We start from the raw sequence: 20,116 nt of genomic DNA, 5'->3' as shown, positions 1-20,116 counted from the left end.
GCTATTTTTCATATATTTAAGGAAAATGCTGATTTTTTTCTATGGATGGACAATGCCTATACCGCAATTGACAGCATGTTCATATTGTGAAATAGAGCATAAGGATAAATGAGAGGGATTGTTTGGAGTTAGAAAACAAAGCGAACCGAGAAGAAAATGACGACGAATCGCATTTGATTCTGCTTATACGTCAAACAGCTTCAGACGGAAATCCATCTGATCTCAGACGCCAGCTCGTATTTGCTAAAGAGCTTGGTGTGCCGGTTTCAAGAGTTAATCTGATCAATGGAGATACGCTTCAAAATGTTATCGTTAAAGAAGTCATGGGTATTTGGTTATTTTTCAGAACCATCAAACGAGATCAAATGTTGCCCTCTCAAGTATTGTAAGCTGGGGTTCTTTCTTTTTAAATGATGACAGAGGCTCTGCTTGCTGCGGAGCCGTTTTCATGTGTGACAATAGGAGGCTTGGAGAGATGGGGGACAAAGTTTCCATTATTTTAACGAGTTATAACAAACCTGATTATCTGCAAAAGGCGATTGAAAGTGTCATCAATCAAACTCATAGCAATTGGGAGCTTTTTGTCATGGATGACCATTCAAATGAGGAAACGACTGCGGTGATTCACAAGTACCTTCATGACCACCGCATTCACTATAAAAACAGCTTCGTCCATCCTCAACATCGATTAAAAACAACCCGTTATGCCACACTAATTAATGACGCACTACCGTATGCAACCGGCGACTATATTTCTTATCTCACCGATGATACCGTTTATCATCCAAATCGGCTGAGCCGTATGGTGCAGACATTTTTGTGTCATCCTGAAGCACAGGCAGTCTATTCCAAACAAAAAGTTGTTCATGTAAACGAAAGAGGAGAGGAAATGTCCCATTTTTACAGAAATGCCAATACGGTGCTTGATCAGGCCGCTTTTCAAGTCGACCATTGCTCTGTTATGCATCGCCGATTGCTGCTTGATCGAATCAAAGATAAATATGGCAGCTATTGGGACGATGATATGAAGCATTGGAATCACGGCGACTCAATTTTTTGGCTAAGAGTAAACACATTTGTCCCGTTCCTGCCGATAAATGAAGTATTAGATACAACGTATAAGACCCCGAATTCCTTTCAAAACGCTTATCAGTTTCTGCCCGCCGATTTGATTGACGGCACGTTTGTAAAAGGATCTGATCAACATGTGTATTTTCTTGATCAAGGTGTACGGCATCCTGTGGGAGAGAGATGGCGTTCAGTGTATCTAGATCGGACTGTTATTATCCCAGATCCGTATTTATTTCAATATCATATGGGAAAATGTTTAAACATTCCGAATTATGTTTTGGTAAAAGAAGCTGACCGGCCTGCAGTATTTTACATTGACGCCGGAAAAAAAAGACGGATAGAAAGTCAGCATGCTTTTCAATTTTATCAATTTAAAAGAAAAGATATTTTGACGATTGACAAAGAAGTGCTCGAGAGTCTGCCGGAAGGGCCGCCTATCACGCGGGAGAGATCTGGGGTGATCGCCAATCCGCCTGGACGAAGGCTGTTTTTTATAGAACGAGAGCGGTTTCTATTTCTACATGGTGTTTTTCATCCAATCAGCGAGCAAGTGGTGAGGAAATTCTTTTTACAGCAGAAACCAATACCCGCTTCTTTCCGGAACATTCAACAATTTCCAATTGGAAAGCCGTTTTATCCGGTGTACGATGAGATTATAAAGAATTTAAATATTGCAATCGAGTAAATGTATAGGTCATAAAAAGGAGATATTCATGACAGGATATTTTTCAAAAACGGAGCATCAATATCTATCGTTAACGTCTGAATCGAAGTTGTTTGATCATTACAGTGTATATAAAGATCCCAATCTGCCGCAAATTTTTTCTCATAATTTTGTACAGCTTCATGATACGTTTCCATTGGAGCGTATACCGGACTTTTTGCCGTTCATACCGAAGCTGCTTGATGCGAATTATATCCATTTAAAAGCGTCTCCTCAGCATGTTTTTCCGCTCGTTTTGAAGCAGTCGCTTGTGAAAAACGGTTTTGTGGTTGAAGATGAGCTGTTATACAGCATGAAGCTTGGAGACTGGAAGAGAAAGACGGGACATCCTTTCACGGCATGGGGGACGGCAAAGAGTCTTAGTGACGGTTCTTCTATCATGAAAATTTATGACTCGCTTTATATAGGAGAGGCAATTGCAGAACAAAAATTAGTGAGAAAATATCCTTTTTACAAAGCGGGTACGATATTGCTTGTTGTTTGTTACAGCGATTCATCACAGAACATTCCGATTGGCTGCGGGGAACTTTTTATTGATTCGCAAGAGAAAACGGCTAAAATTGAAGAGGTGGCGATTTTGGATCAGTTTCAAAGAAGGGGCTACGGCAGTATTCTTGTGGGTGAGATGCTGTCCATTGCCAAATCTTTAGGAATGGACGATGCTTATTTAGTGGCCTCAAATTCTGAAGGCGTCACTCATTTTTATGAAAAGCTCAAGTTTCAAAAATATGAGCGGGTGCACACTGTTTTTCATTATTTCCTTACATAGATGGGCATTTGCACAGACCGTTTGGGACTTGGCCCGCATACAATGCCGTATATCGTGATAAGAAAGGATGAAAAACAATATGCATGGATATCAGGGGTACGGTTACGGAGGATTTGGCTGCGGGACAAATACATTTGTATTGATTGTTGTCTTGTTCATTTTATTAATTATTGTCGGAGCCGCTTTTATTTGCTAGAAGATGACATATCATAAGGGCCTTTCGGAATTCGGAAGGGCTCTTTTTTTTGTGCGAAAAAGTTTTATAGGGAACGTCATGCCGCTATTTAAACACTCATACAATATAGAAAAGGTGTTTTTGAGGTGGAAGCATGAGCAGTTATTTAATTAAGCCAGAGCTTAGTGCGGAATATCCGGTTGTCAGTCATGCAAAGGGCACATATATGTATGATCAGAACGGAAAAAAATATCTTGACGGCTCATCTGGTGCGGTGACATGCAATATCGGCCACGGGGTAGATGAAGTAACTGAGCAGCTGAAAGAACAGCTTGATAAGGTATCTTTTGCTTATCGCTCGCAGTTTACGAGTGAGCCGGCCGAGCAATTAGCTGCTTTACTGTCCGAGCAGCTGCCGGGAGAATTGAATTGGTCTTTTTTTGTCAATAGCGGATCAGAAGCCATAGAAACGGCAATGAAAATCGCCATTCAATATTGGCAGGAAAAAAAGCAGACACAGAAATCCATCTTTCTCTCAAGATGGAGCAGTTACCACGGAATAACTTTGGGAGCGCTTTCATTATCGGGATTTTATGAACGAAGGTACCGGTTCACACATTTGCTTGAGCGTTATCCCGCTCTCTCAGCCCCGAATATATATCGGCTGAATCAAGAGGCAAAAAAAGATTTTGTTCAAACGGCCGCGGAGGAGCTGGAAACCGCTATAAAAAGAATCGGAAGTCAGTTTATTGCGGGCTTTGTGGCAGAACCTATTATTGGAGCCGCGGGAGCAGCGATTACTCCTCCTTCTGGATATTATGAGAGATTGAAAGAGGTGTGCCGCTCACACGGTGTGCTGTTTATTGCGGATGAAGTGATGACAGGACTCGGGAGAACTGGAAGGATGCTTGCGACAGAGCATTGGCATACCGTTCCTGATATCGCTGTGCTTGGAAAGGGACTCGGTGCCGGGTACGCGCCTATTGCAGCTGCAGTTGTGTCTGATACGATCCTCCGAACGATAAAACAAGGATCGGGTGTTATTATGAGCGGTCACACCTACAGTGCTCATCCCTATTCAGCCAAAGCCGCTCTTGAGGTTTTGCGTTATGTTATCAGACACGGCTTGATCAAACAGTCTGAAGAAAAGGGCTTCAAGCTGAAAAAGAAACTTGAAGAGGTGATGCATCGGAGCGGCATCATTGGGGATGTACGCGGCAAAGGACTGCTTTTAGGCGTTGAATTTGTGGCTGATAAAAAGACAAAGCGAGTGTTTCCGCAAGAACGGTCGATGACCCAGCGTATCATCAGCGAAGCAAAAAAACGCGGGCTCATTATCTATCCTGCCAAGGCTGGAATCGACAGCGGGGAAGGAGATGCCGTAATCATCGCTCCTCCATTCACAATATCAGACGAAGAGATGGAAGAGCTTATATCAACTTTTTCGGAAACAGTTGCAGAAGTTGAAAAAAACTGAAAAGGGATTGAAATCAATATGTCACCATTTCAAAAAACAATCAGCATTGAATCGGCAATTGCAGATGTGTGTGATGGGTCGGTCCTTATGTTTGGCGGCTTCGGTGGAGTCGGTTCTCCGCCTTCTTTGATTGAAGCGATATTGGACAGCGGTGTAAAAGAATTAACTGTCATTTGCAATGATGCCGGATTCCCGGGAATTGGGATTGGACCGCTTATTCTCAATAAGAGAGTCAAGACGCTGATTGCATCGCATATCGGTTCAAATCCTGTAGCCGGAAAACAGATGACAGACGGCACATTAGAGGTTCGATTTTCGCCTCAGGGCACGCTCGCAGAACGGATTCGCGCCGGTGGATCCGGTCTTGGCGGCATTTTGACCGATATCGGCATTGATAATCAAATGGTTTATGAGAAAAAAGAGATTGTGTCTGTAGCGGGGAAGCAATACTTGGTTGAAGAAGCGCTGACGGCTGATTTTGCCTTCATCAATGCCTGCATTGCAGATGAATTCGGCAACTTAACGTATGACAAAACAGCGCGCAACATGAATCCGCTTATGGCAATGGCCGCCAAAAGAACTTTTGCCGAGGCTGAAACGATTGTGCCGATGGGAAATATGGCAGAAGAAATGATTGTAACGCCCGGGGTTTTTGTTGAGGGGGTTGTGAGAAGTGAAGGGGTGAGGTGGAAATGGGCTTGGGAGTAACAGAAAGAGAGCAGATCGCCAGACGGGCTGCTTCTGAAATCAAGCCGGGCATGATCGTGAATCTTGGTATCGGCATCCCTTCCTTGGTGCCGAACTTTTTGCCGACTGATATGCAGGTTATGCTGCAGGCGGAAAACGGTGTACTCGGAATTGGAGAAAGTCCCGAAAAAGGGAATGAGGATGAAAATTTATGCAACGCTGCGGGATTCCCTGTCCGTGCTGTAAAGGGAGCATCTTACTTTGATACAACAATGTCCTTTGCCATGATCAGAAGAGGCATGATTGACATTACGATTTTAGGCGCCCTGCAGGTAAGCCAGTCGGGAGACCTTGCGAATTGGCTTGTACCCGGAAAAAAGGTGCCGGGCATGGGCGGTGCGATGGAGCTCGCCCAGAAAGCGAAAAAAGTGGTTGTCGTCATGAGCCATACTGACCAAAAAGGGAGGCCCAAATTAACAGAAGCCTGCACCCTTCCGTTAACAGCAGCAGGCTGTGTAGATATGATCATTACTGAAAAAGCAGTTCTTACAGTTGGCCGGGATCATTTTGTTTTAAAAGAACTGATGAATGGCTCAACAATTGACGAGGTGATCGGGTTGACCGACGCTGAAATAATAGTGGATATGCCTTTTTCTTAATAAGGGGGAGTGATGATGCAGGACATTGAAAGAAAAGTAATTGAATGGCTAGATCAGAATTCAGCCAAAGCCATTCGTCTTTTGAAAAGGCTGGTTGGAGAAAAAAGCACACTCGGCAAGGAATTTAACGCACAGGCAGTGGTCCTTGAAAAGCTCCGGCAATTTCATATGGACATTGATGTGTGGGAGCCGAGCCTAAAGCAATTAAAACAGCATCCCTATTTTATATCAGACCGGACGGACTTTCATGAGAGCCCGAACATTGTTGCTAAAAAAACGGGAGAGGGCGGGGGACGATCTCTGATATTAAACGGGCATATCGATGTTGTGCCAGAAGGAAATTTGAAGGAGTGGAAGTATGAACCGTTTCAAGCTGCTGAAGTAAATGGTAAAATTTACGGCCGCGGCTCCACTGATATGAAGGGAGGCAATACAGCCCTTCTATTTGCATTAGAAGCTCTGCACGCCTGCGATGTCAAACTGAAAGGCGATGTATTGTTTCAGAGTGTTATAGATGAAGAGTGCGGCGGCGCCGGAACACTTTCTGCCATTATGAGAGGCTATCGTGCGGATGGGGCGTTAATTCCGGAACCGACCAATATGAAGCTTTTTATTAAACAGCAGGGCTCGATGTGGTTTCGGATCACGGTTAAAGGATTAGCGGCACACGGAGGCACACGCTATGAAGGTGTCAGTGCCATTGAAAAAAGCATGCATGTCATTACAGCCATTCAAGAGCTTGAAAAAGTCCGGAACGCAAAAATCTCTGACCCGCTGTATGATCATATTCCAATCCCGGTTCCAATCAATATTGGCACCATCTCAGGCGGAACATGGCCGTCCTCGGTAGCAGACCGCGTCGTCATAGAAGGAAGATGCGGAATTGCTCCTCATGAAAAGCCTGAAGCCGTAAAAATTGAATTGGAAAACTGGCTGAAAGATTTACAATACCATGATGAATGGTTTAAACGTCATCCAATTCAAGTGGAATGGTTCGGGGCTCAATGGCTGCCGAATGATTTGCCTGATGACCATCCTTTACTATCAGTCTTGCAATCAGCCTATCAAAAAATGAAACAAACAGAGCCGATCATCGAAGCGTCGCCTTGGGGAACAGACGGCGGCCTTTTGTATCATGCGGGAGATACTCCTGTTATCGTTTTTGGACCGGGAGAGACGAAAACGGCACATCAGGCAAACGAGTATATCGAGGTTGAAGCCATGTTAGAATCAGCTAAAATTATAGCTCTTTTTGTGATGGATTGGTGCGGGCTTCATACAGACGGGGAGGATGCTGATGATCAAAACGGTAAAGAATAGCGGTGTCACGGCTGTCATAGACAATGACCGCTTTAATAAACGAATTAGAGTCATTCGTTATGAAGGCTTTATTCAAGAAGCCTTGACTGATATTATGACAGCGGCCGAAGAGGAGGGTGCCGAAAAAATCATCGTGTACACCAAGCAGCATGACGAGGCGGAGCTGGCTAAACAATTGTTTACGCCAGAGGGCTTTCTCGAAGGCTACTATCTCGGCCATCGCGCTTCCGTCATGGTCCGTTATCTCACAGAAAAACGAAGACAAACAGATACCTATTTAGCCGAACAGGAAATGATAGAGCTATTATATAAAACAAAGCCTCAGCCACAAATCGAAATCAAGTCTCCTTTTACAATGAGAAAAGCAGAAACAAACGATATGTATCAGTTATCTATGCTGTATAAAAAAGTATTCCGCACGTATCCGGCTCCTGTGTTTGATCCCGCCTATATTGAAAAGACAATGAATGAGCATACGCTTTATTATGTCATGCTTGAAGATGACCGTCTGATCGGCGCGGCAAGCGCAGATATCAATCCTGAGCTGGGTCATGCCGAAATGACAGACTGCGCCGTGCTTCCGGATTATCGGGGCCGTTCGCTGACTAGTATTTTAATAGATGTATTAGAAAAAGAAATGATAAAGCAAGATATCTTTCAAGTATTTTCACTCGCCCGCGCTGCATCTTTCGGAATGAATGCTGTCCTGTATCATTCCGGGTATCAGTATGGCGGAAGGCTGATCAATAATTGTTATATAGGAGAAGGGCTCGAAAATATGAATATCTGGTGCAAACGCCTGTAAGTCAAAAAGAAATGTACGAGGAGGAATTTCATTTGACAAACAAATGGTATAAACCGAAACGGCATTGGAAGGAGATAGAGCTATGGAAGGATGTTCCGGAAGAAAAATGGAATGATTGGCTGTGGCAGCTGACCCATACTGTAAGAACCTTAGAAGACTTGAAAAAAGTGATTAACCTGACCGAAGAAGAAGAAGAAGGCGTCAGAATTTCTACCAAAACGATTCCCTTGAATATCACACCCTACTATGCTTCCTTAATGGATCCCGACAACCCGAGATGCCCGATACGAATGCAGTCTGTGCCGCTCTCTGAAGAGATGCACAAAACAAAATACGACCAGGAAGACCCGCTTCATGAGGATGAAGACTCTCCGGTACCCGGCCTGACACACCGTTATCCCGACCGAGTCCTGTTCCTTGTCACGAACCAATGCTCTATGTATTGCCGCTACTGCACAAGGAGGCGTTTTTCCGGTCAAATCGGAATGGGTGTCCCTAAAAAGCAGCTTGATGCCGCGATCGCCTACATTCGGGAGACACCTGAGATCCGGGACTGCCTGATTTCAGGCGGGGACGGGTTGCTGATCAATGATCAAATTTTAGAATACATTTTAAAAGAGCTGCGCAGTATTCCGCATCTGGAAATTATCAGAATCGGTACAAGAGCGCCTGTCGTTTTTCCTCAGCGAATCACCGATCAACTGTGCGATATCTTAAAGAAATATCATCCGGTCTGGCTGAACACCCATTTCAACACAAGCATCGAAATGACGGAGGAATCCGTTGAGGCTTGCGAAAAGCTGGTGAACGCAGGGGTGCCGGTCGGAAATCAGGCCGTCGTGTTAGCAGGCATTAATGATTCGGTAACCATTATGAAAAAGCTTATGCATGACTTGGTGAAAATCAGAGTCCGTCCCTATTATATATATCAATGTGATCTGTCAGAAGGCATCGGACATTTCAGAGCTCCAGTTTCAAAAGGGCTGGAGATTATTGAAGGGCTGCGAGGCCATACTTCAGGTTACGCGGTTCCTACCTTTGTCGTTGACGCACCAGGCGGCGGGGGGAAGATCGCCCTGCAGCCAAACTATGTTTTGTCGCAAAGCCCTGACAAAATCATCTTGAGAAATTTTGAAGGAGTCATTACCTCTTATCCGGAACCTGAAAATTATATCCCTAACCAGGCTGACGCCTATTTTGAGTCTGTTTTTCCTGAAACCGCTGACAAAAAAGAACCAATTGGACTGAGTGCCATTTTTGCTGACAAAGAGATTTCTTTTACACCGGATAACGTGGTCAGAATCAAAAGGAGAGAAGCATATACAGCGAATCCGGGGCATGAAACATTAAAGGACCGGCGGGAGAAAAGAGACCAGTTAAAGAAAAAGAAATTTTTAGCCCAGCAGAAAAAAGAAAAAGAGGTAGAAAGCGGAGGAGATTCTTCATGAAGTCATGCGAATGGTGCGGCGAGCCTGAGGCGCTGCCTGGCACGAATACAGTTTATTGGGAGCTTCCTGACGGCACGAGAGCCATAGAGCTGACAAACACCCCCGCGATGATTTGTTCTTCCTGCGGAATGGCCTACCAAGAGGATTCGACGATAAAGGATATTGAGGATCAGCTGTTTTTAATCAACACAAAAAAACTCCCTGAAAGTCTGACGTATCAACAGCTCATGGAAACCGAAAGGATATTAAAACGCAACTATTTTGATTTCTCCTGAATGATGTTTCGTTATTCTTTTGTTGTAATTTCACACTTGCACTGTATAATAGAACAACAAAAGACAGACACCAGGAGGGGAAACCCATGAAATCCTTTTATCACTATTTATTGAAATACAGACATCCCAAGCCGCAGGACAGCATCAGCGAGTTTGCCAATCAGGCGTATGAGGATCACAGCTTCCCAAAAACATCAACCGATTATCACGAAATCAGTTCCTATTTGGAGCTGAATGTTGATTATCTGGACACGATGGCGACGTTTGATGAAGCTTGGGAAAAATACGAGGCCGAGGTGCACGTTTGAATCCGCAGAGCCACTGCGGATTTTTTTCTGCACATACATATACCATAATTGGATATTTCCTATGGTTTTCATGCCCATGCGAATTGGTGAAACCCAGCATACGATAGCGTATCAGAAATGTTGCGGCGAGGGGGAGACACCATGAAGCAAAATAAACCGAAATTCCAAGTAGGGGATATCGTAGTCGTCATTATGTATGGGACAGTCGGCACAATCACAAAAGTACACCAAATCGATAAGCACTACCTTTATGAAGTAAACCACAATGAAGTCTTATATTTTGAATCATCCATTCAATTATATAAAGATTATGAAGGCGTCATTGTCGATATGGAAAAACTTGATATTGAATATGAATTCCTCATTGGAGATGTCGTTTATGTAAAAGATTATGGAAAAGAACTCTTTCGCATTATCGGCCACAGAACCGAAATTTGGAGGTATTTGGAAGATGGCTGGGAAGATATTATTTATGAGCTAACTCGTTTAAAGGATGGAGAGTGGCTTGAAACGGAGGAAGAGGATCTCACGCTGGTTCTCAGAAAGTATGAAATGGACCAGTTTGTGCATCAGCTTTTGTTTGTCCACTATGTCGGAGAAACTGCCCATGAGATCGGTGAAGATATTGTACCGTCTGCTCTTCTTCAGTTTGAAGGCGAAGATGAAGATCAAGATACCCTGCGCATCCTGGCTGTATCAATTGTTGATGAGCTTTTGGATATTTACAACGACTACAAAATTCTGTACGAAATGTTTAAAGATGAAGAATATAAAGATATGATGATGTTTGTGCTGGAAAGCTTAAAAGAACATTTCAGTTAGTTTGTGAACAAGCGGATGATGACATATAAAAAATAAGGCAGACAGCCCCACATCATGACATGCGTCATACCTCTGAGCGTTTTTTCCATCACCATATCGAATCTTTCTCCGTCCAGTGCTTCCATCATTTTAGCGATCATAAGTCAGCCTCCTATGGCTTGTTTTTTTATTCAATGTATATGAATAAAAGAATTGTTTAGAACACCGGGTATAATTCATCCCGTTTTTTCATAAAACATAAAAAAGGAGGCGGTACGGTTATGAAAGAAATAGATCTTGTGATTGACACGGAAGAAATCGCTGAATTTTTTTACAGAGAGCTTGCAAGACGGGGCTACATACCGAGTGAAGATGAGCTGTTTGAAATCGCCGATATTACCTTTGATTATCTGATAGAAAAATGTATGATAGATGAAGAGCTGGATGAAGATTGTTAAGGCTTGAAACCGGAGCGGCCAGCTCCGGTTTTTTATTCGGCTGATAGGAATGTTAAGAACTAAAGGAGGGAAAATCTTGTACAAGCCAGTCAGTCTGTTTCTTCTCTTTCTTTTTTTAGCCGCGGTTATTCATACAAATGCTGTTCAATCAGCAGATGAAATGATCAGTAAGGCAGCCGCAGCTATCCGTCAGCCTTGGCTGAATGATGTGATGATTTGGATGACTCATCTTGGGGCTACTTCCTTTTTACTGCCTCTTATCGTAGTCATTGGGGCAGGGCTGTTTTTTTACAAAAGAACCTGGGCCGGTCTTTTGATGCTTTTCATATTCGGTGCTGATCGTCTATTAAACAAAATATTAAAAGAGTGGATCGAACGGGCAAGGCCCGATTTTGAACCTCTCGTTCATGAGTCGTCCTTCAGCTTTCCGAGCGGCCACTCCATGAACGCTGCTTGTGTTTATCCTGTAATCGCCTACTTTTTAGTGAAACACCTCCCGTTTGTGTCAAAGCATAAAAAAGCGGTATACATAATCGCCGGTACTGTGGTTATTTTGGTCGGTGCCAGCAGAGTCTACCTCGGCGTGCATTTTTTAACTGACGTTTTAGGAGGCTTCAGTCTCGGCCTGCTGCTGTTTTTCCTCATGAAAGGTTTTGACGAAAAGTTTCATTCGTTTCGACAAAAGTAGAGAGAGGAAAAAGAGGGCGAAACGCCAATATGTTATAGAAATAAAAGGGAGGGATCTTGATGATGTTATCCGTGTTTAAAAAGAAGTCTTGTTCTTACGATGTGACAATATTTCAAACACCCCGGTTTGGTGAAAAAAAAGGCTACAGAGCCGTCTATCGAACTGAACTGAACGGGAGCAATCATCAAGACGTGCTAAAAAGAGCATTCTCTCTGTTTAATGTATTCGATACGGTTCCAAGTGATTATGATGCGAGATTTATGGCCACAGGGGATGTGATTTTGATTGATGAAGGCAGAAAAGGGAAAACATATTATAAACTGCTTCCCGCCGGATGGAGGAAAATCAATCGTCTGATTGTGCAAACAACATAACGAAAGAAAACTGCGGACATCCGCAGTTTTCTGTTTTTTAAGGTTTTCGTTTGGCCGCGGAATACTCTTTTTCGTGCGCCTCTTCAGCCGCGATAACGTCTTTAGCAGGTATGTGGTTGTTCTTTTTTTGTCCGGTAATTCGGTTGCGCTGTTTTTTACCCATGTTTCATCCCTCCTTTTGCCGTTAGGTTCTCATATCAGCAGCGCAATTATCCCGATTTTCTCTAAGGCGCCTAAAAATACCCCGGATCGTTTTCTTTTTTCGGAACATTCCTTTATAATCAATGCTGAAGTTTGTCTCATCATGACATCCGTTGTAAAATGAACGGACTGCTTGTTAATTTTGGTTTATAGGAGGATATGAGATGAGTGTACATATCGGTGCGGAAAAAGGACAAATTGCAGATACGGTGCTTTTGCCGGGAGACCCTCTCAGAGCAAAATTTATCGCTGAAACGTATCTTGAAAATGTGGAATGCTATAATGAAGTCAGAGGCATGTATGGATTTACAGGTACATATAAAGGCAAAAAAATCTCTGTGCAGGGCACGGGCATGGGTGTTCCGTCCATTTCAATTTACGTCAATGAATTAATCCAAAGCTATGATGTGCAAAATTTAATAAGAGTAGGCTCTTGCGGCGCCATCCGTAAAGATGTCAAAGTGCGCGACGTCATTTTGGCTATGACTTCTTCCACTGATTCACAAATGAACAGAGTCGCTTTTGGAAGTATCGATTTCGCGCCTAACGCAGATTTCGAGCTTTTGAAAAATGCCTATGACGCAGCTAAGGATAAAGGCGTACCGGTGACGGTAGGCAGTATATTTACTGCTGACCAGTTCTACAATGACGATTCTCAAATTGAAAAGCTTGCCAACTACGGTGTGCTCGGCGTAGAGATGGAAACAACCGCTCTATATACATTGGCAGCGAAGCATGGAAGAAAAGCGCTGTCGATCCTGACGGTGAGCGATCACGTATTAACAGGAGAAGAAACAACGGCGGAAGAGCGTCAAACCACTTTTCATGATATGATAGAAGTAGCTTTACATTCTGTATCACAATAAAATAAATCAAGAGGCGTGCTGGGTGCCGGCAGCCTCTTCTTTATGGATACGGAAACGATTGATAAAAGGAAGGTAATGTGATGATGAAAAAGCCCGGTAAATGGTTTTCACTGGCTGCCGCTTTGAGTGTGACGGCAATTGTTGGAGCCGGCTGCAGCATGTCAAACGGAGATGCTGAAAAGGATACGAAAACCACCGCAGAATCAAAACAGACAGAAGAAAAAACAGCTGACAGCAAAAAAACAAATACGCAGGACAGTGAGTTCTTATTGGAAAGCAAGTTTTTCAATAACATTAAAAAAGTGGACGGTTTGGAAACCATTCAAAATCCAAAAAATATCCTCGCCCTTGTCAATAAGCAATACGCACTGCCAGGAGACTATGAACCTAGCGATCTAGTTATCCCTGATGTCGAGTTTTCTTTTGAAGAAAAAATTCAAAAGCGATACATCAGAAAAGAAGCAGCAGACGCATTAAAAACGATGTTTGACGCCGCGAAAAAGGATGGCTATGAGCTGGCAGCCGTGTCAGGATACCGCTCGTATGACAGACAGCAGGCTATCTTTAAAAATGAAGTTAGCCTAAAAGGGGAAAAGAAAGCAAGAGAAGCAGTCGCATATCCTGGTGAAAGCGAGCATCAAACAGGGCTTGCAATGGATATTTCCAGCCGAAGCAATGGTTTTGAGCTAAATGAAGCGTTCGGCAGCACCGAAGACGGAAAATGGGTGCAGAACAATGCATATAAATACGGTTTTATCATTCGCTACCCTAAAAACAAAGAAGACATCACAAAGTACGAATACGAACCATGGCACTTGCGTTATGTAGGCAAAAAGGCTGCAAAGGTCATCCACGATCATGACTTAACATTAGAAGAATACTTTGAAAAAGTGAAGAAGATATAAAATAAAAAACCCGCTTATCATTGGATAAGCGGGTTTTTCCATTAAAAAAAGAATAAACCGGCGAGCGCCACACCTGCAATCAGCCCAAGGCCAATACCGTACGCGGCTCCATATCCATATCCGTAGCCGCCCCAATATCCATAGCCAAATCCGCCTCTGGGGCCACCTGAAGTAACTGGAGCAATAAAAACTTTACTGTTGGTGACCCGTGTAATTCTGCCCACGTGGACTCTGCCGTTTCTTTCTGTAATTCTAGCAACTTTTCCTTGGTGCTGGCGGCAAAGATGATAGTATTTTTCCAATACAATTCCCTCCTAATCCGTCTTTCTATCAGCTTATGAAAGATAGACAAAAAAGGTTGGACGAAAAGAGGGGGGGATGCGCCGTTTTACTTGTATGCGATAAAGATACAATGACCCATATACTCGCTGTATGCCTGCATGAGGTCATAGTGGGACTGAAGCGTATCGTAGTAGATAGGATCAATTGCATGCGATACATCCATTTCTGTAGTCGGTTCAAATTCCATATCTTCCGGCAAAAGGGTGATCGTTTCTGTTTTCTGAAATCCATGGGCACGAATCGATTCCATCCACTCCAATTCGTCATAAAGCTTTGTAAAACCGTAAAAGTCCATCATTTGCTTCTTTTCGCGCGGAGGCATCGGTTTTTTGAGCGCCGCTTCAATACCGATCAGCATTCCGCCCGGCTTCAATACTCTATTAATTTCTTGAAGGGAGGATGTCACATGGGAAAAACTGAGGACAGATTCGGACAGGACGCAGGAAAAGGATGCTGAAGAAAACGGAAGACGTTCCAGCTCTCCAAGATATGCAGGGATGGCCAGCCCTTCATTTGCAAATCTTTTTTTGGCCTTCTCAAGCATGACAGGGTCTCTATCAACGACTGTGACAGGATAAAGCAAATGTCCTAAATAAGCCGCAGTTTGCCCCGTTCCGCATCCGGCATCAAGAATCGGCTGGTCAGGCGGAGGCGCGGCTTTTTGCAATAGGGCTTTTGAAAAAGCAAGCCCGCCTGGATGTGCACCAGAGACACCGAATAAGGACAGCATTTCTAAATATCGGCTCAAAATGGTATCCTCCTTTTTCGTTATTATATGTCGTGAAAAGGCATAGGTTTATGAAACGCTAAAGAAGGGCACTATCTCTATATTTTCTGCTCCGAGTTGACGAATAGGAAATCGTCCATGATAATAATGTAAGAAGAAAAAGGTGGTGTTTAATTGAAACGGCAATTGAAACTGTTTTTTGTTGTGCTGATCACTGCGGTTGTCGCTTCGGCGCTGACTTTATTTATTACGGGCAATTCAAGCATTCTGGGCCAGAAATCAACAAGCACAGGAGACAGTAAGTTCGATAAATTAAATAAAGCGTATGAGCAAATCAAAAGTGATTATTACAAGAAAACAAATGATGACAAATTAGTAGATGGAGCAATTAAAGGAATGATTGAGTCTCTGGACGATCCTTACTCTACATATATGGATCAAGAGGAAGGAAAATCATTCGAAGAAAGCATTTCTGCATCCTTTGAAGGAATAGGAGCGCAAGTAGAGGAAAAAGACGGTGAAATCCTTATTGTTGCGCCAATCAAAGGATCACCTGCTGAAAAAGCCGGAGTCAAACCGAAGGATCAAATCCTGAAAGTAAACGGTAAAAGCGTAAAAGGCATGAATGTAAATGAAGCTGTCGCTTTAATCCGCGGCAAAAAGGGCACAAAAGTGAAACTTGACCTGAACAGAGCGGGAGTGGGAGAGATTGATCTTTCCATTCAGCGCGATACGATTCCTGTTGAGACCGTCTATTCTGAGATGAAAGACAACAGCATCGGTGAGATCCAAATCACTTCTTTCTCTGAAACAACTGCTAAAGAGCTGACAAATGCCATTGACAGTTTAGAGAAAAAAGGTGCCAAAGGCTATATTTTAGACTTGAGGGGCAACCCGGGCGGATTAATGGACCAGGCGATTACAATGAGCAATCTGTTTATTGATAAAGGGAAAAATATTATGCAGGTTGAGTACAAAAACGGCTCAAAAGAAGTCATGAAAGCAGAAAAAGAACGAAAAGTCACCAAGCCGACTGTCGTTTTAGTAAATGACGGAACAGCGAGCGCTGCAGAAATCATGGCCGCTGCTCTTCATGAATCATCAGGCATTCCGTTAATTGGAGAAACCACATTCGGAAAAGGCACAGTGCAAACCGCAAAAGAGTATGAGGATGGTTCAACCGTCAAACTGACAATGGCCAAATGGCTGACTGCTGACGGTGAATGGATCCATAAAAAAGGCATCAAACCGCAAGTGAAAGCAGAGCTTCCTGATTACGCGAAGCTCCCATATTTGGACGCTGATAAAACGTACAAATCGGGCAATACAGGCACGGAAGTCAAAGTCGCTCAGCAAATGCTGAAAGCACTTGGCTATCAGGTAAAGGTAAACAGTGCGTATGATCAAGATTTTGTATCAGTCATCAAACAGTTCCAGAAAAAAGAGAATCTGAAAGAAACAGGCGTGCTGACTGGCGATACTACAACAAAACTAATGACAGAACTTCAACAAAAGCTGTCAAATAATGATACGCAAATGAAAAAAGCAATTGAAACGCTGAAAAAAGAAATGTAAAAAACCATACGCGGTTACCGCGTATGGTTTTTTTTAAGCACCCTTCTGGTTCGAATTCGGTTCAGTTTTTTTAGCAAATAAACCTTCCTTGACTGGATTTGAACCTGCTCTTTTTACAAACAGCGGATTGAGAATGACTACAGCGATGATATTGGCGGACAATCCCCAGAAACCTTCATAAATACCGTGTGCAGATTGCGTGATATACACAATAAACGTAACCGCAAGGCCGGCTAATAATCCGATTATTGTCGCCTCTCTCGTTTGGTTCTTCCAGAATAAGCTGACGGCAATCGCCGGGAAGATCTGCACCATGCCGGAAACGCCTAAAAGCTGAAGTGTCACTAAGGCAGTTGGGAACAGCATTCCAAATAGAAGAGCAAGACCGATCACAACAAACACCATGGAACGTGTAATAAGGGTCAGCTTGCTTTGTGACACATTTGGATGGATCAAGTCACGGTATAAGTTATTGGCAAATAAATTCGACGCTCCGATAGCCATGATCGAACAAGGGATCAATGAGGCAAGGGCGATAGTGGCATAGGCAAAACCTTGTGCCACGCCGCCGTAAGACGCCTGAATTAGATGCAGCAGCGCCAGTCTTGGATTTGTATCTTCCGGCAGCACAAGAAAAGCGATAAAACCAAGGAAAATAACTAAGATTAAAACGATGTTATAAAGCGGCAAAAACATGCTGTTTTTTCTAACTGCATCGGCACTTTTCGCCGTAAATACACCTGTAGCGGCATGCGCCCACATAAAAAGTGCCAAGGCGGATACAATAGATGCTGTAATAAACCAAGGGATGCCTTTTGGGCCTTCTGTCGGTATCGTCAGCATTTGCGGCGCTTCCTTCACCAATGTATCAATCATCGGCGTCCAGCCGTTGAAATGAATAAGCGGGAGTGAAACGACCATAAACAGCATAATCACCCATACTAAAATATCTTTAATAATGGCTGTAAAAGTTGGCCCTTTAATCCCGCTGAAAAACGTGTAAAGAGCAACAAGGATGAATGAGATAATGACAACGAACTTTACGTTGATATAGCCGGTGCCCGCAACCTGAAGCGTATCTTGAATTCCGCTAAGCTGAAGACAGATATACGGGATAAGCATCAGGACCCCGACAATTGCAACGAGACTTGCCAACAGCTTACTGTCAAAACGTTCCCGCGCATAATCTGCGAGAGTTGTTAATTTGTGAATTTTCGCAACATTCCAAAGCTTCGGCAGGAAGAAATAGGCGATAAAATAAGCCAATACAGAGTAAGGAATGGCAAAAAACGCAACACTACCGCCTGTGTAAGCCGTACTGGTCAGGCCTAAGAAAGTATATGCCGTGTAAAGGTCTGCGCCTACTAAAAACCAAACGAGAAGGCCGCCAAAACGTCTGCCGCCGACAGACCATTCTTCCACCGAGGTTCGCGATGATTTGTCTCTCCCGGCGAGAAATCCGATACAGACAACAGTTAATACGATAATAGCCGTAATCATAAGTGCAGTGAGATTTCCTTGCATTATTCAATTCCTCCATCTTTTCTTTGCACCAGGTAAATGCCAAATGAACATACCGGCGTAATAATAATCCACAGCAGCAGCCAAAAGTGGAAAAAAGGAAGGCCGAAAATAATCGGGTCAATTCGATTCACAAGCGGCAAAAGCGCAAGCTGAACGAATGGTAAAATGATGAGTATAACAATAAGTGCTTTTTTAACCATTTACTTTCCTCCTGAAACATGATAATGCTCACTATAATAGCAGTTGTAAGATAAGATCACAAGATAATTATTAGAAAAAAATGATTTTTTCAATTATTTAATTAAATCACATGGTTTGCATCCTGCACAATATAGGTTTAAAATAATAAATATCTCGAAATCAAGATAATTAAGGAGTGAAGAGATGAAAACAGAAGGATTGCACCATGTCACAGCATTTGCAAGAGATCCGCAAGAAAATTTGCGATTTTATACAGAAGTGCTCGGGCTTCGGCTTGTCAAAAAAACAGTGAATTTCGATGACCCGGGAACATATCATTTTTACTTTGGGAATCAAAATGGAGATCCAGGGACCATTATTACCTTTTTCCCGTTTCAAGGAAGCGGGCAGGGGACGGTAGGGAAAGGCCAAGCCGGCCGGATTTACTTTTCAGTCCCTAAAGGCTCTCTGGCTTTCTGGAAGGAACGCCTTCAAAATAATGGGCTGAATGCAGAGGAGAAAATGCTATGCGGGGAACAGGCGCTTATCTTTGATGATACGGAAGACCTTCCGTTAGCGATCATGGAAGACGGCGATAGCGAAAAAAGCGAGTGGACACCTGACGGCATTTCAGAACATGAAGCCATCACCGGGATGAAAGGCGTGCTGCTGTACTCCTATGATCCGCAAGCGACGATTCAATTGTTAGTGGAAAGCTTCGGATACAGCAAAGTGGCGGAAGAAGATCAGATCGTTAGACTCAAATCCGCAGCGGCTGTCGGAAACGTGATCGACGTTCATTTGCAGCCGGAAAAAAGAGGCGTCGGCGGTTATGGAACAGTTCATCATATAGCGTTTCGGACAACGAGTGAGGAGCAGGCCAATTGGCAGCCGGTGATTGCTGAAAAACATCTCCCTTCATCAGAAATTCTTGACAGGGAGTATTTCACATCAATTTATTTCAGGGAAAAAGGAGGCATCTTATTTGAGATCGCCACAGATGAACCAGGCTTTATGACAGATGAAACGTTTGATGAGCTGGGGACATCATTAAAGCTGCCCGAATGGCTGGAGCAACACCGCAAACAAATTACAGATCTTTTGCCTGAATTGTAGGAGGGGAACATGATGAAGCATATTTTTGAAAAAGGAACATCTGACAACGTCTTACTGCTGTTACATGGAACCGGAGGAAATGAGCATGATCTCCTTTCATTGGGACGTTTTATAGATCCGGATGCTCATTTGCTCGGTGTCAGGGGATCAGCGCTCGAAAATGGAATGCCGCGCTTTTTCAAACGCCTCAGCGAAGGTGTATTTGATGAAAAGGATCTCGTTGAGCGGACAAAAGAATTAAAAGATTTTATCGACGAGGCGGCACAAACGCATCAATTTGACCGGAGCCGAGTGATTGCAGTCGGCTACTCAAACGGTGCAAATATCGCGGCAAGCCTGCTTTTTCACTATGCGGATGTTTTAAAGGGGGCTATTCTGCATCATCCTATGGTGCCGATCCGGGGGCTTGAGCTTCCCGATATGACAGGGCTTCCTGTTTTCATTGGGGCCGGGAAATATGATCCGCTCTGCACAAAGGAAGAATCGGAAGAGCTTCACCGCTGTTTGCTTGACAGCGGGGCATCTGCTTCAGTTTTTTGGCAGGATGGGGGCCATCAGCTCACACAGCATGAAGCTGAACAGGCTCGCCAATGGTACAAAGATACGTTTCAATAAAAAAACCTTAGTCCGTGTTTATCCGG

The 20,116-nt window shown here is 43.6% G+C and carries 26 protein-coding genes and 1 pseudogene; 21 read left to right on the top strand and 6 right to left on the bottom strand.

Features of this window, described 5'->3' with window-relative positions; translation table 11 throughout:
* Positions 1–122 precede the first annotated feature (122 nt).
* From cgeC to NST56_RS12060, 13 genes and pseudogenes are all read left to right on the top strand, one after another.
* Positions 123–403, top strand: a pseudogene (gene cgeC, locus NST56_RS12120) (spore maturation protein CgeC); the annotation flags it as partial.
* Between the two features lie 72 nt (positions 404–475).
* Positions 476–1,756 carry a glycosyltransferase family 2 protein gene (locus NST56_RS12115; protein ID WP_339182198.1) on the top strand — a complete coding sequence of 427 codons (1,281 nt, stop codon included), beginning with the start codon at positions 476–478 and terminating at the stop codon, positions 1,754–1,756.
* 28 nt (positions 1,757–1,784) lie between these two features.
* Positions 1,785–2,564 (top strand): GNAT family N-acetyltransferase, encoded by a 780-nt coding sequence (locus NST56_RS12110; RefSeq protein WP_339176884.1) that lies wholly within the window; start codon positions 1,785–1,787, stop codon positions 2,562–2,564.
* A 79-nt stretch (positions 2,565–2,643) separates the two neighbouring features.
* Positions 2,644–2,760 carry a YjcZ family sporulation protein gene (locus NST56_RS12105; protein WP_010334627.1) on the top strand — a complete coding sequence of 39 codons (117 nt, stop codon included), beginning with the start codon at positions 2,644–2,646 and terminating at the stop codon, positions 2,758–2,760.
* 133 nt (positions 2,761–2,893) lie between these two features.
* The gene (locus NST56_RS12100) at positions 2,894–4,216 is read left to right on the top strand and encodes an aspartate aminotransferase family protein (RefSeq protein ID WP_339176883.1); all 1,323 of its coding nucleotides are present in this window, start codon (positions 2,894–2,896) and stop codon (positions 4,214–4,216) included.
* Between the two features lie 18 nt (positions 4,217–4,234).
* Positions 4,235–4,924 (top strand): CoA transferase subunit A, encoded by a 690-nt coding sequence (locus NST56_RS12095; protein ID WP_339176881.1) that lies wholly within the window; start codon positions 4,235–4,237, stop codon positions 4,922–4,924.
* A complete protein-coding gene (locus NST56_RS12090; RefSeq protein WP_168748074.1) occupies positions 4,909–5,562 on the top strand; it encodes a 3-oxoacid CoA-transferase subunit B in 654 nt (217 codons plus the stop codon). The genes NST56_RS12095 and NST56_RS12090 overlap by 16 nt, the downstream gene beginning before the upstream one ends.
* A gap of 9 nt (positions 5,563–5,571) precedes the next feature.
* Positions 5,572–6,882: a peptidase gene (locus NST56_RS12085; RefSeq protein ID WP_339176879.1), complete on the top strand. Its 1,311-nt coding sequence runs from the start codon at positions 5,572–5,574 to the stop codon at positions 6,880–6,882.
* Positions 6,860–7,687, top strand: a complete 828-nt coding sequence (ablB, locus tag NST56_RS12080; protein WP_268505074.1) for a putative beta-lysine N-acetyltransferase — start codon at positions 6,860–6,862, stop codon at positions 7,685–7,687. Before NST56_RS12085 ends, ablB begins: the two co-directional genes overlap by 23 nt.
* Before the next feature lie 32 nt (positions 7,688–7,719).
* On the top strand, positions 7,720–9,135 hold the full coding sequence (ablA, locus tag NST56_RS12075; protein ID WP_010334618.1) for a lysine 2,3-aminomutase: 1,416 nt from the start codon (positions 7,720–7,722) through the stop codon (positions 9,133–9,135).
* Positions 9,132–9,410 (top strand): YokU family protein, encoded by a 279-nt coding sequence (locus NST56_RS12070; RefSeq protein ID WP_268448818.1) that lies wholly within the window; start codon positions 9,132–9,134, stop codon positions 9,408–9,410. The genes ablA and NST56_RS12070 overlap by 4 nt, the downstream gene beginning before the upstream one ends.
* A gap of 86 nt (positions 9,411–9,496) precedes the next feature.
* Complete coding sequence (locus NST56_RS12065) at positions 9,497–9,718, top strand: YozE family protein (RefSeq protein ID WP_168748069.1); 222 nt, start codon at positions 9,497–9,499, stop codon at positions 9,716–9,718.
* A gap of 141 nt (positions 9,719–9,859) precedes the next feature.
* On the top strand, positions 9,860–10,540 hold the full coding sequence (locus NST56_RS12060; protein ID WP_010334614.1) for a hypothetical protein: 681 nt from the start codon (positions 9,860–9,862) through the stop codon (positions 10,538–10,540).
* On the opposite strand, the gene NST56_RS12055 is transcribed toward NST56_RS12060, so the two are convergent.
* Positions 10,537–10,680: a hypothetical protein gene (locus NST56_RS12055; RefSeq protein WP_010334613.1), complete on the bottom strand. Its 144-nt coding sequence runs from the start codon at positions 10,678–10,680 to the stop codon at positions 10,537–10,539. The two genes, NST56_RS12060 and NST56_RS12055, sit on opposite strands and share 4 nt — an antisense overlap.
* Positions 10,681–10,800: 120 nt before the next feature.
* Between NST56_RS12055 and NST56_RS12050 the strand changes: the two genes are divergently transcribed.
* The 3 genes from NST56_RS12050 to yodL all read left to right on the top strand — a co-directional run bounded on the left by NST56_RS12050 (position 10,801) and on the right by yodL (position 12,039).
* Entirely contained in the window at positions 10,801–10,977 is a 177-nt protein-coding gene (locus tag NST56_RS12050; RefSeq protein WP_010334612.1) for a YozD family protein, read from the top strand.
* Positions 10,978–11,053: 76 nt separating this feature from the next.
* Positions 11,054–11,665 carry a phosphatase PAP2 family protein gene (locus tag NST56_RS12045; protein WP_339176874.1) on the top strand — a complete coding sequence of 204 codons (612 nt, stop codon included), beginning with the start codon at positions 11,054–11,056 and terminating at the stop codon, positions 11,663–11,665.
* Between the two features lie 59 nt (positions 11,666–11,724).
* Positions 11,725–12,039, top strand: a complete 315-nt coding sequence (gene yodL, locus NST56_RS12040; RefSeq protein WP_010334611.1) for a shape determination protein YodL — start codon at positions 11,725–11,727, stop codon at positions 12,037–12,039.
* A 37-nt stretch (positions 12,040–12,076) separates the two neighbouring features.
* Here the strand turns inward: yodL and NST56_RS12035 are convergent, their stop codons facing one another.
* The gene (locus tag NST56_RS12035; protein WP_003241588.1) at positions 12,077–12,202 is read right to left on the bottom strand and encodes a hypothetical protein; all 126 of its coding nucleotides are present in this window, start codon (positions 12,200–12,202) and stop codon (positions 12,077–12,079) included.
* Positions 12,203–12,404: 202 nt separating this feature from the next.
* Between NST56_RS12035 and deoD the strand changes: the two genes are divergently transcribed.
* Positions 12,405–13,106 carry a purine-nucleoside phosphorylase gene (deoD, locus tag NST56_RS12030; protein ID WP_339176871.1) on the top strand — a complete coding sequence of 234 codons (702 nt, stop codon included), beginning with the start codon at positions 12,405–12,407 and terminating at the stop codon, positions 13,104–13,106.
* 83 nt (positions 13,107–13,189) lie between these two features.
* Positions 13,190–14,011, top strand: coding sequence for a D-alanyl-D-alanine carboxypeptidase family protein (locus NST56_RS12025; protein ID WP_010334609.1), 822 nt, complete (start codon positions 13,190–13,192; stop codon positions 14,009–14,011).
* A gap of 41 nt (positions 14,012–14,052) precedes the next feature.
* Here NST56_RS12025 and NST56_RS12020 read toward each other — a convergent pair whose 3' ends face one another.
* Both NST56_RS12020 and NST56_RS12015 read right to left on the bottom strand, forming a co-directional pair.
* Positions 14,053–14,313 (bottom strand): hypothetical protein, encoded by a 261-nt coding sequence (locus NST56_RS12020; RefSeq protein WP_229147209.1) that lies wholly within the window; start codon positions 14,311–14,313, stop codon positions 14,053–14,055.
* Between the two features lie 86 nt (positions 14,314–14,399).
* Positions 14,400–15,101, bottom strand: coding sequence for a class I SAM-dependent methyltransferase (locus tag NST56_RS12015; RefSeq protein ID WP_168748066.1), 702 nt, complete (start codon positions 15,099–15,101; stop codon positions 14,400–14,402).
* A 153-nt stretch (positions 15,102–15,254) separates the two neighbouring features.
* On the opposite strand from NST56_RS12015, the gene NST56_RS12010 reads away from it, so the two are divergent.
* On the top strand, positions 15,255–16,655 hold the full coding sequence (locus tag NST56_RS12010; RefSeq protein WP_029441322.1) for a S41 family peptidase: 1,401 nt from the start codon (positions 15,255–15,257) through the stop codon (positions 16,653–16,655).
* A gap of 33 nt (positions 16,656–16,688) precedes the next feature.
* Here the strand turns inward: NST56_RS12010 and NST56_RS12005 are convergent, their stop codons facing one another.
* Together NST56_RS12005 and NST56_RS12000 are read right to left on the bottom strand one after the other, a co-directional pair.
* Positions 16,689–18,179 carry a sodium:solute symporter gene (locus NST56_RS12005; protein ID WP_010334606.1) on the bottom strand — a complete coding sequence of 497 codons (1,491 nt, stop codon included), beginning with the start codon at positions 18,177–18,179 and terminating at the stop codon, positions 16,689–16,691.
* Entirely contained in the window at positions 18,179–18,379 is a 201-nt protein-coding gene (locus tag NST56_RS12000; protein ID WP_168748065.1) for a DUF3311 domain-containing protein, read from the bottom strand. Before NST56_RS12000 ends, NST56_RS12005 begins: the two co-directional genes overlap by 1 nt.
* Positions 18,380–18,563: 184 nt before the next feature.
* Here NST56_RS12000 and NST56_RS11995 point away from each other — a divergent pair, with 184 nt between their 5' ends.
* Together NST56_RS11995 and NST56_RS11990 are read left to right on the top strand one after the other, a co-directional pair.
* Positions 18,564–19,475 carry a ring-cleaving dioxygenase gene (locus tag NST56_RS11995; RefSeq protein ID WP_339176868.1) on the top strand — a complete coding sequence of 304 codons (912 nt, stop codon included), beginning with the start codon at positions 18,564–18,566 and terminating at the stop codon, positions 19,473–19,475.
* A gap of 12 nt (positions 19,476–19,487) precedes the next feature.
* Entirely contained in the window at positions 19,488–20,090 is a 603-nt protein-coding gene (locus tag NST56_RS11990) for an alpha/beta hydrolase (protein ID WP_168748063.1), read from the top strand.
* Positions 20,091–20,116: the final 26 nt, after the last annotated feature.

Source organism: Bacillus sp. FSL R5-0560 (assembly GCF_037966305.1).
GTDB lineage: Bacteria > Bacillota > Bacilli > Bacillales > Bacillaceae > Bacillus > Bacillus mojavensis.
This window is presented reverse-complemented; position numbering and strand designations above follow the sequence as displayed.

Coding starts and splice junctions, on each gene's coding strand:
- NST56_RS12115 (WP_339182198.1), top strand. CDS start 476: ATGGGGGACAAAGTTTCCATTATTTTAACGAGTTATAACAAACCTGAT.
- NST56_RS12110 (WP_339176884.1), top strand. CDS start 1,785: ATGACAGGATATTTTTCAAAAACGGAGCATCAATATCTATCGTTAACG.
- NST56_RS12105 (WP_010334627.1), top strand. CDS start 2,644: ATGCATGGATATCAGGGGTACGGTTACGGAGGATTTGGCTGCGGGACA.
- NST56_RS12100 (WP_339176883.1), top strand. CDS start 2,894: ATGAGCAGTTATTTAATTAAGCCAGAGCTTAGTGCGGAATATCCGGTT.
- NST56_RS12095 (WP_339176881.1), top strand. CDS start 4,235: ATGTCACCATTTCAAAAAACAATCAGCATTGAATCGGCAATTGCAGAT.
- NST56_RS12090 (WP_168748074.1), top strand. CDS start 4,909: ATGGGCTTGGGAGTAACAGAAAGAGAGCAGATCGCCAGACGGGCTGCT.
- ablB (WP_268505074.1), top strand. CDS start 6,860: ATGATCAAAACGGTAAAGAATAGCGGTGTCACGGCTGTCATAGACAAT.
- NST56_RS12070 (WP_268448818.1), top strand. CDS start 9,132: ATGAAGTCATGCGAATGGTGCGGCGAGCCTGAGGCGCTGCCTGGCACG.
- NST56_RS12065 (WP_168748069.1), top strand. CDS start 9,497: ATGAAATCCTTTTATCACTATTTATTGAAATACAGACATCCCAAGCCG.
- NST56_RS12060 (WP_010334614.1), top strand. CDS start 9,860: ATGAAGCAAAATAAACCGAAATTCCAAGTAGGGGATATCGTAGTCGTC.
- NST56_RS12055 (WP_010334613.1), bottom strand. CDS start 10,680: ATGATCGCTAAAATGATGGAAGCACTGGACGGAGAAAGATTCGATATG.
- NST56_RS12050 (WP_010334612.1), top strand. CDS start 10,801: ATGAAAGAAATAGATCTTGTGATTGACACGGAAGAAATCGCTGAATTT.
- yodL (WP_010334611.1), top strand. CDS start 11,725: ATGATGTTATCCGTGTTTAAAAAGAAGTCTTGTTCTTACGATGTGACA.
- NST56_RS12035 (WP_003241588.1), bottom strand. CDS start 12,202: ATGGGTAAAAAACAGCGCAACCGAATTACCGGACAAAAAAAGAACAAC.
- deoD (WP_339176871.1), top strand. CDS start 12,405: ATGAGTGTACATATCGGTGCGGAAAAAGGACAAATTGCAGATACGGTG.
- NST56_RS12025 (WP_010334609.1), top strand. CDS start 13,190: ATGAAAAAGCCCGGTAAATGGTTTTCACTGGCTGCCGCTTTGAGTGTG.
- NST56_RS12005 (WP_010334606.1), bottom strand. CDS start 18,179: ATGCAAGGAAATCTCACTGCACTTATGATTACGGCTATTATCGTATTA.
- NST56_RS12000 (WP_168748065.1), bottom strand. CDS start 18,379: ATGGTTAAAAAAGCACTTATTGTTATACTCATCATTTTACCATTCGTT.
- NST56_RS11995 (WP_339176868.1), top strand. CDS start 18,564: ATGAAAACAGAAGGATTGCACCATGTCACAGCATTTGCAAGAGATCCG.
- NST56_RS11990 (WP_168748063.1), top strand. CDS start 19,488: ATGAAGCATATTTTTGAAAAAGGAACATCTGACAACGTCTTACTGCTG.